Origin of the sequence: Methyloglobulus sp. (assembly GCF_040079455.1) — a bacterium.
Lineage (GTDB): Bacteria > Pseudomonadota > Gammaproteobacteria > Methylococcales > Methylomonadaceae > Methyloglobulus.
In genome coordinates, this window is the sequence record NZ_JBEBKJ010000094.1 from 1 (window position 1) to 14,230 (window position 14,230).

Sequence of the window (14,230 nt, forward strand, 5' to 3'; positions counted from 1 at the left end):
TGGGTTTTGATGTCGCTCAAACCGCCACCTGTCAGCAAAATGTGAGCAACGGGCTAACATAACCCGTCACGCGGGCAGTTAACAAAAACAGTATGTTATAGGAGAACACCATGAAAAATAGAAATGCTTTTAAAGTGATTAGATTATTTGCATTAGTCGGTTTAGGGCTGCATGTTGGAGAAGCCAGTGCAAAAATCCTTTTTGCCGGAGGGCATTCGAACGTACAAGTGGAGTCCTTATCAACCACTTCAGATACAGGAACGCTGTATTATGACCTCGGCACTGCATCTGGCATCCAAAGTTTGGGTACGTTTACCACCACCGTACCCAACCAATTGGTGCGAGTGATCCTCGACATGAGTTCGAATGGGTGTACATACGGATCCCTTGGCGCCGATTCCACTCATTGCGTGGACACTAGTAGTAGTGGTGGTGGCGGGTCTATCCTTATTGACAACGCTCTGTGTGTCTATGGCGGTCAATGTTTCAGAAGGGTCGCTATCCCTGGTAAGCATTCTATTCGAGTGAGAGGGAGGTATTACTGGAACTGGGTGTTTGATGGTTCAAAGAAATACGCATCAGTAAGTCATTTATCACTCGTGATTGACACTGATTGAATCCCAAGCCAGACGCCCCGTTTGTGGGTTTTGATGTGGATCAAAACGCCACCTCAACAAAACATGAGTGACGGGCTATGTTAGCCCGTCACTCGGGAAGTTGTACAAACAAAAATTTCACCCCAAAGCAAACGCAACGAATTAAATCTGCTTCCTGAGATCGTATTCTGCTTTGACAAGATATCCCCAATCTGTAATCCCATGTTGCTTCAAATAACAAACCACTCAACGTGTTGGTCGGTCAAGCGTTGCGCCAGAAATTTCTTGCTGCTGAATTTACTTGGTTTCCTGGCGGCTTGCGATTATTCACAAACCCAACGCAGTCATTATATTGAAGAAGGTAAACGTTTTTACAAAAGTGGCGATTATCAAAAAGCCCACAAAGCATTTGATAAAGCCGCTGCCGTCGAGCCGAATAACAGCCAATACCGTTTGCAAATTGCAGAAGTACTCAGCAATCTGGGTGATATACAATCTGCGGTGAAGCATTATCAAGAAATCATTAAGCAAGATGAACAAGCCCTCATTGCACGTATCAAGCTGGGTCAGATTTATCTTCTGGCAGGTAAAATACCGGAAGCTGAAAAAATGGCACAAGAAGCCTTGGCTCTCGAAGCGGACAATAGCGAAGCGAATGTCTTGATGGGTGGCGTTTTATCCGCACAAAACAATACCGATGCGGCTTTTGTCATCGCAGAAAAGCTGCTCAACAAAAAACCGGATGACATTCCTGCAACTTTATTGCTTGCCTCTTTAAACGCCAAAGCGGGCAAGCTGGATAAGGCCGTCAGCTTGCTACAGCATAGTCTCGAAAAAAATCCAAGAGAGGTTGCGCCACGTTTGCTGTTAGCTAACCTTTACCGACAAACGAAACAGGCAGATAAAGCCCGTGAATTACTGTCTGCAATAATCAGTCTGGAGCCCAAACAACTAAACCATCGTCAACGCTTAGCCGTGTTTTATCTTGAGGCCAAGCAATTGGGTGAGGCGGAAGAAGTGTTGCGAACCGCAGTTAAAGACTTGCCTGAAGACGAACAGGCTAAATTACTGTTGGTCGAATTTTTAGCGACCCAACGATCACCTGAGGTGGCAATTGCGGAATTGATCCCGATGGTAGAGCAAAAGCCAGAAGATTACGAGCTGCGCTTTAAATTGGCGGATTTACAGTTTACACAACAAAACAATACTGAGGTTGAAGAAATCCTAATAGACACGATTACGCTTGCTACGCAAAAGCCGCAAGCGATCAAGGCGCGTAACAAACTGGCACAGTTTTATCTGGCGAATAACCGCACTGAAGAGGCGAAAAAGCTATTAGAAACAACGTTGGATGAGCAGCCTGACAATAAGGATGCGTTGATATTAAAAGCAAGGTTGGCGCTTGCCGATAATAACGTTGCTGAAGCAATAGCTGGATTACGCCACCTGCTTGCAGAACAACCCGATAACATCAAAGTCCTTAAGCTGCTTAGTCAAGCGCATGTGTCAAATAATGATCCACTACTGGCATTAGAAAATCTGCAAAAAGTGCTTGAATTAACTCCCAGCGATGAAGCAGCGAGACTTGAGTTAGTCGATCTGTTGTTGAAAGCAGGCAATACGAAACTGGCAGAACAACAACTGAATACCTTATTTAAGCTAAACCCAGAAAGCAAAAATGGTTTGGAGACTTTAACCAAGATATATTTGGCACAAAAACAGTGGAAGCAGGCACGGCAAACGGCCAAAGCGTTACAATCACTGTATGCAAGCGATGCCTCAGGTTATTATTTGGAGGGGTTAAGCTATCAGAAGGAGGGGGAATTTAATAAAAGTATTGAGCCGTTCGTTTTGGCGCTGCATAAGCAACCCCAAGCAATCGAGCCGTTAAGCCAACTGATTGCGGCCTACTTGGCTGTAAGGCAACCTGAAAAAGCCTTGGGTAAACTTAACGAAATCGTCAAAAATCAGCCGAAACATTTTATTGCCTACAATCTGATAGGCAGTATTTATGGTGATAGCAACAAGTTTAACGAGGCCATTGCCGCTTATCAAAAGGCCATAGAAATCAAACCTAGCTGGTCAAAATCATACCGTAATTTAGCGGTAATCAAGCAGTTGCAAAAAAAACCTGAGGAGGCGATTGAGGTTTTAAAAAAAGGCATAAACAACAGCGATAACACCGATTTAGTGAACGATTTGGCGCAGATTTATCATGATCGTAGAGAATACGGTCAAGTGATAGCGTTATATGAAAAAATCCACCAAAAAACACCAGAATCATTACCTGCTATCAATGATTTGGTCAGCTACGTCACTGCTTATGCTGAAGACAATAGCCAACTGGAGCAGGCAGCAAATCTACTGGATCCGCTGCTGCAAAGCAACAATCCTTATTTACTCGATACCGCAGCTTGGTTTATGTATCGCCAAGCCCAATACGAGCAAGCCAAACAAGCCCTGTTAAAAGCGCAGACATTGGGTTTGGCTAGTGCGATTAGCCAATATCACTTGGGCATGACATTTTTTAAGCTAAGCGATAAAACACAAGCGAAACAGTATTTACAAAAAGCCGTTGATAGCAAAACAGATTTTAATGGTTTGAAAGAAGCAAAAGAGCTGTTGAGGAGCATAGTTGTGAAATGAGTAGTCTCGATACGCTAGAATTCTTGGAAAAGTCCAAAAATTTTCAGCACTTCCCCAGTAGCGTCGGTTAAATTGCGATTAATAGATGTTCCCTTAAATCTACTTGGCATTCATGCGCGATATCTGGGCGGCTTAATTACATTGACGGCTATCAGTAAAACAACGTCCTTCCGCCATCTACTGTAAGGATTTGCCCAGTTACGTAATCTGCATCCTTAACCAGATAAAGCACAGCTTTGGCAATATCTTCAGGTGAACCGCTTCGTGCCAGCGGCACACGCTGCAAGATTTTGCTTTTATCGTGTTCCGACAAATCGGTTTCCGGCCAGAGTATCGCGCCAGGTGCAACCGCATTAACCCTGATTGCAGGTGCGAGTTCCTTGGCTAAGATTTTGGTCATAGCCACTAAACCTGCCTTGGCAATACTGTAAACGGGATAACCCAGCAGACCGCGTTCGGCATGAATATCTACAATATTGACGATACAACCTTTACGTTTTACCAAGCTATTAGATAAGGCCTTGGACAGGAAAAAAGGTGCTTTAAGGTTGCTGCCTAGCAAGTTGTCCCATTGGTCTTCGCTCGTACTAGCTAAAGGGGTAGGGTAAAACGATGAGGCATTATTGATTAGCGCATCCACACCGCCCCAACTGGACAAAGCTATTTGGGAGACGGCTTCCAGTTCTTTCATATTTAGCAGGTTACCCTGGACAAGTTTTGCCGAACCCGAACGCTTTTGGTTGAATTCTTCGCAGAGCTGTTCGGCCTCCTGTTTTGATGATCTATAATGCAATAAAACATTGCAGCCTTGGGTGTGCAGTATACGGGCGCAGGCAGCGCCGATCCGTTTGGCAGCGCCGGTAATCAATACATTTTTTTCCATAAATAGCCCTTAAATCATGAAGAAGTTATCTGTGACTGTGCTGGTTTTACTGGTTTGTGCGTGCAATCCACGCCCAGAAACGTTAAGTAAATTACCCAGCGATGCAGTCATTCTTGCTTTTGGTGACAGTTTAACGCATAGAACCTGGGCTTCCACTAAAAACGATTATCCCAGTGTGGCTTGCCGCACTCACTCCTCGGGATGTCATCAATCATACCCAGCGAAATCAGCGCTCATGGCTTGAAAAGGATGCCCGATTTACTGGATGAACATCAACCGCTAAGGTCGCTTTAATTTCAATTAACAGAGATTCCCAATAATGATTCTGTATGCTAGCAGATGCTATCATTCAAACGGTGTGGAATTTTGCATTTGTTAGAAGATTGGTCGCATGGCAAATTTAAGTGTCAGAAAATTAGATGAGGATGTGTTTTCAAGGCTGCGTATGCTTGCATCAGCACATGGAGTTTCAATGGAAGAAGAGGTGCGCCAAATTCTTAAGTAAGCGGTTACCCAGTAAATTAAGTTAGGCGATATGGCATTACAATTGTTTGGTGAAGGACAAGGTGTTGAGTTGGATTTACCTGAATACACTGCGCACGAACCTATGGATTTGTTGCAGTGATTGTTTTGGGCACTATAGATTCGGCCTTGTGAAGTTTGAATTATTTCTGAATTAAAGCCATGCGTATCAATACATTCAATTAGCTTGACTTAAAACTTTAAAAGGCCGGAGCAATAATATCATTTCCGAAGCCATGCGTCCTCAGCTAAGTACCCTGTTTTGGCATGGTTAAACCTTCAACCCAGCTCACATCTGTTTATTACCAGCGTAAGTATTGCTGCGGAGATTGGTTATGGTTTGCGTGTCTTAGCCAATGGGCAACGCCGGAGGATTTTGCAAAACCGTTTCCTGATTACCCATAAGCCTCAGTCATCTTTAAAAGCCTCATTGGCATGGGTGGTGTCCTTACGGCGACATAGGCAAAGCGGGGCAGCATATTGTCCAGTTGGAACCTTCTGTTATGCCGGTAACAAAATTCCGCCAGATAGCGTGGCAGATGTTTTGAGTTGATGGCGTGGTAAGTGCCGTTGATGGCCTTCTTGACATTGCCTGTCAGGGTGTTCACCCAAGTGAACTCTTCTTTGGTGACGTTGTGCGGCTCACCGCCAGTGACGATGCTGATGTGGCTGCACCCAGCGTCTTTTACTGCGGAGAAACAAGCCAAGCCATCCGAAAAACAACCGTACTGCCGGGTTGCAGGTGGTGCTTCGCCCAACGCGCTATTTCTGTCAGGCGGAAGCCTTTGACCACGTTCATGTTCATCGCAATGGGATGGCCTGTCTCAATCAGCGACACCGCCGCGACAAAAGAGGCTTTTTTGGCTGCCCCCCGCCCCAATAGACATCATCCAATTGGATGATGCCGCTTAACGGTTTGCTGTCATCGCGCTCTTTCATGACCTGCATGATCTTGTGTTTCATGCTCCATGCAGTGTTGTACGATAGGCCCAGTTGCCGCTCAAGCGCCAATGCCGACAAGCCCGTCTTGGCTTGGGTGACCAAATGGATTGCCAAGAACCATAGGGTCAGCGGGAGCTTGGTCTGATCAAATATGGTACTGCTAATCAGTGAGGTTTGGTGGTGGCAACCATTATACTGGTAAAGCTTTCTTGCTTTTAAAACATAATAACTGCCAAAACCACAGTCAGGACAACGAAAACCAGACGGCCAACGCCACTTGAACAGCGCCTGTGAGCATTGGCCTTCGGTGCCATAGTTTTGGAACAATTCAACCAAACTGCATCCCGCCTGAAATTGTATTTTATTCTTACACATCTGTCCGCCTCCTGATTCGCTTGTTTATTGGAGCGCCGAGGGCTTTTAAAATTGCGAAGTCTTGTGGGTAATTAGGAAATTATTTATATTCAATAAGTTACGGCTAATTGAGAACAGTCCCTAGGCATATTAGGCTTTAGGGAACCTCTAAAAACTGAAAAAAAATCTTCTCTTTTTGGGAGAAGGTTGGGATGAGCACTTAAAATCAAGTGGTTATTCCCCTCACCCTAGATCAGAGGGAGAGCGTAGCGAGGGTGTCGGGATTTTTAGAGATCCCTTTTAGATTTCAAGTTGAACTTTTTATAATTATTGGCACTCCCAGCAGCCGAGTGCTAAAATTACTGCACAATTTAACTTTTTGGAGTTGCTATGAGTGATGCGATTACATTGCCTGTCAATTTATCGGTAGGTACGTTTGATGCTTATTTGAATGTCGTGAGGCAAATGCCTAAATTGACAGTTGAGCAAGAACGCGAGTTGGCGATTAGATTTAGGGACAATGGTGATTTAGCCGCAGCGCGTGAGCTGGTTATGGCAAACCTGCGCTTCGTCGTCCATGTTGCCAGGGGTTATAGTGGCTATGGTTTGTCCATGCCGGATATTATCCAGGAAGGTAATGTAGGTTTGATGAAAGCGGTCAAACGCTTCGATCCTGAAATGGGTGTACGTTTAGTGTCGTTTGCGGTGCATTGGATCAAGGCGGAAATCCATGAATTCGTCATCAAAAACTGGGGCATCGTCAAAGTTGCTACGACCAAAGCACAGCGTAAGCTGTTCTTTAATCTACGTAAATCCAAACAGGATTTAGGCTGGTTATCAAACGACCAAGCAGAAGCGATTGCCAACGATTTGAATGTTGAAGTCAGTGCGGTTTTCGAAATGGAAAAGCGGCTGGGCAATAGGGATACGTCTTATGATATGCCCGTTGATGAGAAATCTGAAGAAACTTACGTAGAACCAGCCAGTTACTTGTTTGAGCAAAACGACGATCCAGCGGTTATGCTGGAAAATGCCGAATGGCGAGGCCATGAGCAGAAGCTGTTGTCTAAAGCGTTGGATGGGCTGGACGAACGCAGTCTGGATATCGTCTCAAGTCGTTGGCTGGCTGAAGAAAAGGCGACGTTGCATGAACTCGCCGAACGCCATCAAGTGTCTGCGGAAAGAATTAGGCAGTTGGAACAGAATGCGATGAAAAAGCTAAAGGCAGCTGTGGTTTTTGCGGCTTAGCATTTCTTTTCTATTTTTTCAAAGGCTTAGAGTTAAAGCCCTAAGCCTTTTTTTATTATTTTTTGCCTGCTTTACTTGAAGTCAAGCAGGCTCTTGGATAGTCTTTAAGATGGGTTCAATAGCCCTAATATCCCGTGGGCATGTTCTGCTGTTTCATGTCCTAGCGCGGTCAAATATCCACCGTCTTCCAATGTTATCAAGCCTTTGTCATAAAGTCGCCGAGTTGCTTCAATAGTTGCAGGTGCGGCTGTTGTGTGGACTTTAATGCCTTCCAGTGTAGTGGTCAGTTTGTAGCGGACGAGAATATTCAGTTCGTCCAGGTTATCTTGGGTAAATTGCATGGTGCGGCCTCAGGTATATTATGATCGGGGCAGGCTGAAATTAAATCTATCTGCTGCTGGCAATAGTATATTGGATATGTGTTTAGTCGTAGGAGTTTTTGAGAAATAAGCAGATTAATCTATGCCGCTTCTGTTTTGGAATATCACAGCCTGTCATCAAAGAGCAAGGTAATATGCCAGCCATGAATTCCATAAACACCTTTCTATCATGAAGATGGAGCAAAGCATGAGCCCGAAAAGAAAATTGCTGGGATAATGCGCCGATGGAACGTTTTTCGTAACCTTAACCATGAACCATTTAATTACAAAAATTGAGGGCTAAAGCATCCGCTAAGTTGAGTATTATTGATGTGTGGCTTTTTACGATGGTAACCGCACACATTCAACATTAGGCCACCAATCGCCATTGGAATTTGGGCGGACGTTCTATAAGAAAGTATCAGGTTTTAGTTGCCACTTACAATTTTTTCTGCCGTAAGGATTTGTATTCCACACACCCTACAAAAATATTAGAGAGGATTCACATATCGTTTCGCAGGGACGATTTTCCTCTAGGTAAATTGCCTGACGGCTAACTTACCTTTTGGACTTCCGCCTATCGCTAACCATCCGCCTTTCACCCAGCGCAAAATTTCGGGTAAATTGAAACTTAGCAAGCACTAGCGTGGACAGTACAGAAAGTATGAGTACTATAAATACATAGCCCACTTCCCACAAAGGTGAATTCATTTTTTTGTCAATTACATTTAAGAGATCAACAAAAATATAATGAATTGCATATATTCCTAATGTCATTTGACCTATGTTACTTAAAAATGGACTTTTCAAGGCTTGATGATTTGACAGTGCCATCATCGCTACACCTAGCCCCATAAAATAAGTGCCAAAGACATAATTTTGTAAGGGCGTAATATCGTAAACTTTCCAAAGAACATAAAGTTCTGAAAAATGAATGACGCACCCTACGCAAAATATCATAAAACCATAACTCAACCATTTAGTAGTGATGGTAAAACCTGACATGAAATAGCCAGACACAAAAAGTAAAGTGCCAAAAAATGGACCATTGCGAGTATTGAACTCAACAGCTATGCCTAAAGGGGTGTTTGCATAGGACCCTGCAAGAACACCTACTACATATAGTGATACGGATAGAATAATAATGCTTTTAATCCATTGTTTGTAAATGAAAATAGCACTTATTACGACGGAAAATAACAAGCCATTCAGAAACCATAAATGCCCTTTTGAGCCTTGCATAAACAAAAGGATAGGATGTTCAGTTAAATATTTGCTATGCCAGTGTACACCCCAAAAAACAGCTTTAACTACAGCTAGTGGTTCTTTGCCAGTGAATGCTGAATTATAATAGGGCAGATAGATAACACACCAAAATAAGAAAATGGTCATTAATTTTTTCACCAGTTTTACTGTGTTCGGTACGAGCTTGTTTTCAACTCTAGCACCTGCCCCCCAGAAATAACCCGCAACAACAAAGAAAAAAGGCACGGCGAACCGGGCTAACTGGTTAATAAGTATATAAAGATAGAGGTATAAATTATCTTTATTCGTGAAAGCCATCTCAAATGGTGAGGTATGGATTGCAATAACTGCGATAATCGCAAGCAATTTGAATGTATCTACACTTTGGATACGTTGAGCGCGACTCAAAATGCCTCCGAGTTGTTGCCTAAAACATATCATTCTAGTCTACATCCGCATTTATTTAAGGCTTGAACTCTCTAACCAGCAGGTACGCGAGTTTGAGCATTAATATGACAAAGAAAGATTGAGGGGCTTCTGGTCAAGTTCTTCGATAGACTCTCAAGGATAGCGATATGTTTTGATTAAATTAGGTAGTTAGGTGTAAATCTGTTGAGCTCTCAAACCTTAAGCGGAATCTACTTTATTAAGTGGCTCCTCAAATTGTTAATGACCAAAACGCCATAATCCCGTAGAATTCTACTGATTTACGTTTTTTACAACGGGGTGCAGCCGTCAGGTTCCATCCCGTTTTGCACATTTAAGGTGACGTGTTTGGCTAAGTCCGCAGTATTGGTATTAGAAGATGGCACAGTGTTGAATGGGGTAGCCATAGGCGCTGACGGTTATTCTGTGGGGGAAGTCGTGTTTAATACGGCGATGACGGGTTATCAGGAAATTCTCAGCGACCCTTCTTACGCCCAGCAAATTGTGACGTTAACCTATCCGCACATTGGTAATGTCGGGACGACCAGTGAAGATGACGAGTCGGCTAAGGTGTTTGCAAGTGGTTTAGTGATCCGGGATTTGCCTTTGCTGGCGAGTAACTGGCGCAGCGAAAAGACCTTGCAGCAATATTTGCTGGATAATCAGGTGGTTGCTATTGCCGAGATTGATACCCGTAAACTGACACGATTGCTGCGCGATAAAGGCGCACAGCGCGGATGTATTGCGGCGGGTGAAAGCATTGATGTCGAAAAAGCTAAAACAGCTATTGAAGGCTTTCCAGGCTTGAAGGGCATGGATCTGGCTAAAGTGGTCACTACCGATAAGCCTTACGAATGGACGGAAAATATTTGGGATTTGCAGGAAGGTCATACCCAAGGTAAAAATCTGACCAAACATGTGGTTGCTTACGATTTCGGTATCAAACGTAATATATTGAGGTTATTGGTCAATCGAGGTTGCCGAGTGACTGTTGTGCCTGCAACGACCACGGCAGATGTAGTATTGGCAATGAATCCCGATGGCGTTTTTCTGTCCAACGGCCCTGGCGATCCTGAACCCTGCACTTACGCAATTGACGCTATCAAAACTATTTTAACAACCAAGATTCCCGTATTTGGTATCTGTCTAGGGCATCAGTTATTGGCCTTGGCAAGCGGTGCCAAAACCGAGAAGATGAAATTTGGTCATCATGGCGCCAATCATCCGGTTCAGCATAAAGCGACGGGGCGAGTGTTGATTAGCAGCCAAAACCACGGTTTTGCTGTCGATGCAGCCAGTCTTCCGGCAAATGTAGAAGCCACGCATCATTCGTTATTCGACGGCAGTTTACAAGGAATTCGCCGTACCGATTGTCCGGCATTCAGTTTCCAAGGCCATCCTGAAGCCAGCCCTGGGCCGCATGATGTCGAAGGTTTGTTTGATGAATTCATCGAGATGATGAATCGAGCTAACAAACATTAATTTAAGTTAGCTTTATCAAGGCCAGACCGATGATGATTGAGAAAGATGACTGGCGATTGAATTTTGGTAAGGAATCATCATTCTATAGCCAATACAAGTGGTCTCTTAAGAAATGGACAAGAACCCGTCCGCACTGGGATCACGATCATTGCGAATTCTGCGGGGAGAAAATATCGGATATTGATAGCCCAGACATCCAGCACGAGGGGTGGGCGGATGACGAAGAAACCTATTGGGTCTGTAAATCGTGTTTTGAGGATCTCAAGGAAATGTACCAATGGAACTTGAAGTGAGTAAGCCTAACATTACGCTCAAGCCGGACGCGCCTTTTCGTGGCGGTTTTGAAAATTTGTTATTTTCAGCTTCTGTGTCTTCGCTCAACTTCTGTGGAAGGCGTGTCCCTTAGCTTTACGTTATCAGTAAATAAAATGCCAAAAAGAACCGACATAAAATCGATATTGTTATTGGGTGCAGGGCCGATTGTGATCGGGCAGGCGTGCGAGTTTGATTACTCCGGTACGCAAGCCTGTAAAGCTTTGCGTGAAGAAGGCTATCGCGTCATCCTGGTGAATTCCAATCCCGCCACGATCATGACCGATCCCGACATGGCGGATGCTATCTACATTGAGCCAATCGACTGGCAAACTGTAGAAAAAATTATCGAAAAAGAACGCCCCGATGCCATTTTGCCGACGATGGGTGGGCAAACCGCATTGAATTGCGCCTTGGCGCTGGATGAGCACGGTGTGCTGGCAAAATATGGGGTGGAGATGATCGGCGCAACCAAAGAGGCGATCAATAAGGCGGAAGACCGTGAACTGTTCAACCAGGCCATGCGCAAAATTGGCTATGAAGTCGCTAAATCCAAAACTGCCCATTCCATTGAAGAAGCACTTGCGGCACAGTTGGAAGTCGGTTATCCAACCGTTATCCGCCCTTCGTTTACCATGGGGGGCAGTGGTGGCGGTATTGCTTACAATAAGGAAGAGTTTCTCGAAATCTGCGAACGTGGCTTGTATCTGTCGCCGACTAAAGAGTTGTTGATCGAAGAATCCGTGCTCGGCTGGAAAGAATTTGAAATGGAAGTGGTGCGTGATTCTAAGGATAATTGCATCATCGTTTGTTCGATTGAAAACTTCGACCCGATGGGCGTACATACTGGGGATTCGATTACCGTCGCCCCCGCGCAAACGCTGACCGATAAGGAATACCAAATTCTGCGTAATGTTTCTGTTGCGGTGCTGCGAGAGATAGGCGTGGATACTGGTGGCTCCAACGTCCAGGTGGCGATCAACCCGGTAGACGGGCGCATGATAGTTATCGAGATGAATCCCAGGGTGTCGCGTTCTTCGGCGTTGGCCTCTAAAGCGACGGGGTTTCCCATCGCAAAAGTGGCTGCAAAATTGGCTGTCGGTTATACGCTGGATGAGCTGAAAAACGAGATTACCGGCGGTGCGACTCCGGCCTCATTTGAACCGACGATTGATTATGTGGTGACAAAAATACCGCGATTTACCTTTGAAAAATTTCCCCAGGCCGATGACCGTTTAACCACGCAAATGAAGTCCGTTGGCGAAGTCATGGCAATAGGCCGCACTTTTCAGGAATCTTTGCAAAAAGCCTTGCGGGGCTTGGAAATCGGTATTAGTGGGCTGGATGAAATTATCGATTTACAAGCTGAGGACACCCACGACAAAATTCAGCGGGAATTGCGTCATCCAGGGCCTGACCGTCTGTTATATGTTGCTGATGGTTTTCGCAGTGGTATGTCCTTAGAAGATGTCCATAATTCCAGTAAAATCGATCCCTGGTTTCTTGCACAAGTACAGGATTTGGTGATTACCGAACAATCACTGGCGACCAAGACTTTATCTACCTTGAAAGAAGGCGAACTTTACAGGCTAAAACGTAAAGGATTTTCTGATATACGCCTGGCAAAATTGCTGGATACGTCCGAATCTGAAGTCCGCAATGTACGGCACAAGCAAAACATTCGTCCGGTTTATAAGCGGATTGACTCCTGCGCGGCAGAATTTTCTTCTGACACAGCGTATCTGTATTCCACTTATGAAGAAGAATGCGAAGCCAGGGTTACTGATAGAGAAAAAATTATTATTCTGGGTGGTGGCCCAAACCGGATAGGGCAGGGCATCGAATTCGATTATTGCTGTGTGCATGCGGCCTTGGCATTGCGTGAAGATGGTTACGAAACCATCATGATTAACTGCAATCCCGAAACCGTATCCACTGATTTCGATACCTCAGACCGTTTGTATTTTGAGTCATTGACGCTGGAAGATGTGCTGGAAATTGTGCATCTGGAAAAGCCCAAGGGCGTGATTGTGCAATACGGCGGACAAACGCCTTTAAAACTGGCTCGTGCTTTGGAAGCGGCAGGTGTGCCTATCATCGGCACTTCGCCTGATTCGATTGACTTGGCAGAAGACCGTGAGCGATTCCAGAAATTGCTGGAGCGTCTTGGCTTAAAACAACCCCCTAATGCCACGGCCCGTTCGGTTGAACAAGCAATTAATGCGGCGAAAGAACTCGGTTATCCCTTGGTAGTGCGTCCGTCTTATGTCCTGGGCGGTCGGGCGATGGAAATCGTCGTGAATGAAGAAGGCTTGCAGCGTTATATGAAAGAAGCGGTTAGCGTATCGAATGATTCGCCTGTATTGCTGGACCGCTTTCTTGATGATGCTGTAGAAATGGATGTTGATGCGATTTACGACGGCGAGCGTGTCCTGATTGGCGGCTTGATGGAACATATCGAACAAGCGGGTGTCCATTCCGGCGATTCGGCTTGTTCCTTGCCGCCTTATGAATTGGCGCAGGATTTACAAGACCAATTACGGGAGCAAGTCGGCAGGATGGCCGAAGCCTTGGGCGTAAGGGGTTTGATGAATGTCCAGTTCGCCATCCAAGGGCGCGATATTTACGTGCTGGAAGTCAATCCCCGTGCATCGCGTACCGCGCCGTTTGTGTCGAAAGCGACGGGTTATCCGCTGGCAAAAATCGCTGCGCGGGTTATGGTCGGCAAGACCTTGGCGCAACAAGGCATCACCCAAGAACGTATTCCCAACTACTATTCCGTCAAGGAAGCCGTGTTCCCCTTCGTCAAATTTCCTGGCGTTGATCCTCTATTGGGGCCGGAAATGAAATCCACGGGCGAAGTGATGGGTATAGGCAAAACTTTTGGTGAAGCCTTTGCAAAATCGCAACGGGCAACTGGTGTGAACTTGAATGCCGGCGGTAAGGTATTGATTAGTATACGTGATGCCGACAAAGGTAAGGCGCCAGAAGTGGCGCGGATGCTGGTCAGCAAAAACTACCAGATTGTCGCCACAGCAGGCACGGCAAAGTTTCTTCAAGAGCAGGGTATTCCTTGTGAAGTCGTTTATAAGGTTAATCAAGGCCGGCCTGATACCGTTGATATGATTAAAAATGATCAAATACAATTAATCATCAATACGACGGAAGGCAAAAAAGCCATTTCGGATTCGTTCACCATGCGTCGTGAAGCATTA

General features: G+C 45.1%; 10 protein-coding genes and 1 pseudogene. 7 read left to right on the plus strand and 4 right to left on the minus strand.

Going from position 1 to position 14,230, the window contains the following annotated elements:
* Window positions 1-110 precede the first annotated feature (110 nt).
* Window positions 111-617 carry a hypothetical protein gene (locus ABL924_RS15905; protein WP_349028082.1) on the plus strand — a complete coding sequence of 169 codons (507 nt, stop codon included), beginning with the start codon at window positions 111-113 and terminating at the stop codon, window positions 615-617.
* 201 nt (window positions 618-818) lie between these two features.
* Complete coding sequence (locus tag ABL924_RS15910) at window positions 819-3,242, plus strand: tetratricopeptide repeat protein (protein ID WP_349028083.1); 2,424 nt, start codon at window positions 819-821, stop codon at window positions 3,240-3,242.
* A 151-nt stretch (window positions 3,243-3,393) separates the two neighbouring features.
* Here ABL924_RS15910 and ABL924_RS15915 read toward each other — a convergent pair whose 3' ends face one another.
* Window positions 3,394-4,125: a pteridine reductase gene (locus tag ABL924_RS15915; RefSeq protein WP_349028084.1), complete on the minus strand. Its 732-nt coding sequence runs from the start codon at window positions 4,123-4,125 to the stop codon at window positions 3,394-3,396.
* Window positions 4,126-4,141: 16 nt separating this feature from the next.
* Between ABL924_RS15915 and ABL924_RS15920 the strand changes: the two genes are divergently transcribed.
* Window positions 4,142-4,369: a hypothetical protein gene (locus ABL924_RS15920; RefSeq protein WP_349028085.1), complete on the plus strand. Its 228-nt coding sequence runs from the start codon at window positions 4,142-4,144 to the stop codon at window positions 4,367-4,369.
* A 673-nt stretch (window positions 4,370-5,042) separates the two neighbouring features.
* Here ABL924_RS15920 and ABL924_RS15925 read toward each other — a convergent pair.
* Window positions 5,043-5,964: pseudogene (locus ABL924_RS15925) on the minus strand (IS1595 family transposase).
* Window positions 5,965-6,333: 369 nt separating this feature from the next.
* Between ABL924_RS15925 and rpoH the strand changes: the two are divergent.
* The gene (gene rpoH, locus ABL924_RS15930; protein WP_349028086.1) at window positions 6,334-7,191 is read left to right on the plus strand and encodes an RNA polymerase sigma factor RpoH; all 858 of its coding nucleotides are present in this window, start codon (window positions 6,334-6,336) and stop codon (window positions 7,189-7,191) included.
* Window positions 7,192-7,295: 104 nt separating this feature from the next.
* Here the strand turns inward: rpoH and ABL924_RS15935 are convergent, their stop codons facing one another.
* Window positions 7,296-7,532 (minus strand): TIGR02647 family protein, encoded by a 237-nt coding sequence (locus tag ABL924_RS15935; protein ID WP_349028087.1) that lies wholly within the window; start codon window positions 7,530-7,532, stop codon window positions 7,296-7,298.
* A 576-nt stretch (window positions 7,533-8,108) separates the two neighbouring features.
* On the minus strand, window positions 8,109-9,203 hold the full coding sequence (locus ABL924_RS15940) for an acyltransferase (protein ID WP_349028088.1): 1,095 nt from the start codon (window positions 9,201-9,203) through the stop codon (window positions 8,109-8,111).
* A 366-nt stretch (window positions 9,204-9,569) separates the two neighbouring features.
* Between ABL924_RS15940 and carA the strand changes: the two genes are divergently transcribed.
* The 3 genes from carA to carB all read left to right on the plus strand — a co-directional run.
* On the plus strand, window positions 9,570-10,703 hold the full coding sequence (gene carA, locus ABL924_RS15945; RefSeq protein ID WP_349028089.1) for a glutamine-hydrolyzing carbamoyl-phosphate synthase small subunit: 1,134 nt from the start codon (window positions 9,570-9,572) through the stop codon (window positions 10,701-10,703).
* A gap of 29 nt (window positions 10,704-10,732) precedes the next feature.
* Window positions 10,733-10,996, plus strand: a complete 264-nt coding sequence (locus tag ABL924_RS15950; protein ID WP_349028090.1) for a hypothetical protein — start codon at window positions 10,733-10,735, stop codon at window positions 10,994-10,996.
* A 135-nt stretch (window positions 10,997-11,131) separates the two neighbouring features.
* On the plus strand, window positions 11,132-14,230 hold a 3,099-nt coding region (carB, locus tag ABL924_RS15955), incomplete at its 3' end, for a carbamoyl-phosphate synthase large subunit (protein WP_349028091.1).

What these genes read in the sequence shown, in the direction of transcription:
- ABL924_RS15905 (WP_349028082.1), top strand. Translation starts at nt 111, where the DNA reads ATGAAAAATAGAAATGCTTTTAAAGTGATTAGATTATTTGCATTAGTC.
- ABL924_RS15910 (WP_349028083.1), top strand. Translation starts at nt 819, where the DNA reads ATGTTGCTTCAAATAACAAACCACTCAACGTGTTGGTCGGTCAAGCGT.
- ABL924_RS15915 (WP_349028084.1), bottom strand. Translation starts at nt 4,125, where the DNA reads ATGGAAAAAAATGTATTGATTACCGGCGCTGCCAAACGGATCGGCGCT.
- ABL924_RS15920 (WP_349028085.1), top strand. Translation starts at nt 4,142, where the DNA reads ATGAAGAAGTTATCTGTGACTGTGCTGGTTTTACTGGTTTGTGCGTGC.
- rpoH (WP_349028086.1), top strand. Translation starts at nt 6,334, where the DNA reads ATGAGTGATGCGATTACATTGCCTGTCAATTTATCGGTAGGTACGTTT.
- ABL924_RS15935 (WP_349028087.1), bottom strand. Translation starts at nt 7,532, where the DNA reads ATGCAATTTACCCAAGATAACCTGGACGAACTGAATATTCTCGTCCGC.
- ABL924_RS15950 (WP_349028090.1), top strand. Translation starts at nt 10,733, where the DNA reads ATGATGATTGAGAAAGATGACTGGCGATTGAATTTTGGTAAGGAATCA.